The sequence below is a fragment of the Anaerolinea thermolimosa genome, from assembly GCF_001050195.2.
Classification (GTDB): Bacteria; Chloroflexota; Anaerolineae; order Anaerolineales; family Anaerolineaceae; genus Anaerolinea; species Anaerolinea thermolimosa.
On sequence record NZ_DF967965.1, the window covers coordinates 917,159 to 919,525 of the forward strand.

The following is a 2,367-nucleotide window of genomic DNA, read 5'->3' on the forward strand; positions in this document are numbered from 1 at the left end:
TGTCAATGCAAAATAGAAATGTCCCCTGAAATGCAAAATAGAGATGTCCCCTATGAAGAGTGGTGAGACAATGCCAGATGTGATGTTGAGGTCCATGTTAGTCAGTGCCATGGGGTGAAGCTTCTTCGATGGGTTTCCCGTTCAGGTGGTGACCATAGCGGCGCCAGGGGTGATTGGGGGCAGGGGACGGTGGAGCCTTGACCTGACGATCGAGGGATTTGGTATCCACGATGTCGGCTTGACGGATCGCCTTCTGGTAGAGGGAGTAAGGCAAGGGCTGGTTTTTGTAGAGGATCGTCACTTCTCCTTGAGGGGTCTCGCAAACGGTTACCCGGGCATTGCGTAAGGCATAGTCTGGGCGTTCGGATTGGATCTGGTAGATCATGTGCTTGAACTGGAGGGTCAGGTTTTTGGAGAGGGTACGGGTTTCCTGGTGAGACAGGATCAGGTCCAGGTTTTCGGCAGGTAACAAGGGTCGATGGGCATTGTGATGACTGCGCGGGGCTACTGCAAAACGGCGGTTGAAATCTTCCCGAAACTCGGGTAAGAAAGCATTCGCCGTGGCCATGTCAGAAATCCCCCGTAAACGCAGTTCTTTCACCAGGCGGTCTTGCAGGGTCTGGTTCGCCCGTTCAATGCGTCCTTTGGCTTGGGGAGTACTGGCACACAGGATCTGGATCTCCAGTTCCTGCATGGCCCGTCCAAATTGGGTCAACCCGGAGGTGGTTGCCAGAGGACGGGGCTGATTGACCCGAAAAATGCCATGACGGTCGCTGTAGAAGGCTAGCGGCTTGCCATAACGCTCCAGGTAGTGGCGCGTCGCCTCACAGTAGGCGAAAAAGGTCTCATCGGGCACAAACCACAGTTCCATCAACTGTCCCGTCGCATCATCGATAAACACCAGCAGGGTACACTGCGGACCCCGTTCTTCGAACCAGGCATGATCCGAGCCATCGATTTGCACTAACTCCCCTAAACACGCTCTCCGTTCGCGCATCTGGTGCACTGGCGCTTTCTTCCCCCGCCGCGGCTTCCATAGCCCTTCAGCTATCATCAGTTTGCGCACACTTTCCCGCGAAAGCCTCAATTGATGCCGCTCGCTCAACTTCTCATGCGCTAACGTCGGACCAAAGTCCGCATAACGCTCATACAGCAGGTCCAGGGCTTTCTGCCGCGTTCCTCCATCCAGCCGATGGTTGCTCGGCTTCCCCCGCCTTCGGCTCACCAGCCCTGCCGCTCCTTCGCCTTTGTATGCCCGATACAGCCGTTTGATCTGTCGTACACTCAGCCCCAGTATCCGCGCGGCTTCCCCTTGCGTTAGCCGCTTGTCTTTTATCCGTTGCATCGTTTCTAACCGGGTGATCTCTTCTTTACTCATCGCTAGTAGTTCGTCCATTCCCTTTCTCGTCCCTCCTATGGGGACATTTTAACTTTGCACAAAGGGGACTTTACTACTTTGCACTAACAGCCTGGCAGAAATCATCGACATCGCAGAACAAAACGAGTAAACTCTCCATTGAGGGTCTCCTTGGGTTTCGACTTCTGTTGTGGTGACAAAAGTTTACTCCCTTTGGAGATCCTCGTCTTATCCCGAATTCACGTTAGCGTTAAATGGGATCGTCTGGCTGGTGAAACTCCAGCAGGGGCAGTCGTCACGGGGCTGCATTACCCCACCCCACCGGCAAGGGCAGAATAGAACAGACGTTTCCGCCACCAGCGGGAATGTGTACGGGGAAGCGGAAACCGTGCAAACCACAATTCCGGTTCTGCCTTGCCAACATACAGGGATGCGCCTGCTCAACGCATAACTTTGACTGCACCTTAACAAGGTTATAAGGTTATATCGCTCGCCTGATCTGTGTCTTTTCCTACCCGCCCGCACGGGGAATCACCACCTTCCCCGGAGCGGTGCGGGACGCGCCGGGGGGAGGAGGACTGCGATGATCGTGGCTCAAATTATCCTTGAAGAGCAGGATGTTCAGCGTATCCTGGCCTCTCACCGTTTCAGGCCCAAAGACTGGAAGGGTTTTCTGAAGTTCTTATCCGAGAACCTGGGGGATGCGCTGGGTGATGCGGTGTGGAATCAGGTTCGTGACCTGGCCGAGTTGTACCGGCTTCGGGAAGACTGCCCGCACGAACACACCACCCTGAGCGCCTCTGGCGAGATGCACTACACTCCCGGCTGGGGGCCCTGGGATGATCTGCGGGAAGAGGTGATCTGTCTGGACTGTGGGAAAGCCCTCACCGACCAGGAGCTGGAGCGCCTCAAGGCCCGCCGCCTGTCTGCCTGATGGTTACCACCCCCGCCGCCCCGGGGAGATTCATTCTCTCCCGGCGCGGTGCGGCGCGTCGGGAAAAGGAGGACAG

Annotated in this window: 2 protein-coding genes; one reads left to right on the top strand and one right to left on the bottom strand. The window is 56.1% G+C overall.

Going from position 1 to position 2,367, the window contains the following annotated elements; genetic code table 11:
- Nucleotides 1-97: 97 nt before the first annotated feature.
- Entirely contained in the window at nucleotides 98-1,396 is a 1,299-nt protein-coding gene (locus ATHL_RS04230) for an ISNCY family transposase (RefSeq protein WP_084001090.1), read from the bottom strand.
- Nucleotides 1,397-1,940: 544 nt separating this feature from the next.
- On the opposite strand from ATHL_RS04230, the gene ATHL_RS04235 reads away from it, so the two are divergent.
- Complete coding sequence (locus ATHL_RS04235) at nucleotides 1,941-2,291, top strand: hypothetical protein (RefSeq protein WP_062190130.1); 351 nt, start codon at nucleotides 1,941-1,943, stop codon at nucleotides 2,289-2,291.
- The last annotated feature ends 76 nt before the right edge of the window (nucleotides 2,292-2,367 follow it).

Excerpts from the sequence above, each read along its gene's own strand:
- ATHL_RS04235 (WP_062190130.1), top strand. The coding sequence starts at position 1,941 with ATGATCGTGGCTCAAATTATCCTTGAAGAGCAGGATGTTCAGCGTATC.
- ATHL_RS04230 (WP_084001090.1), bottom strand. The coding sequence starts at position 1,396 with ATGGACGAACTACTAGCGATGAGTAAAGAAGAGATCACCCGGTTAGAA.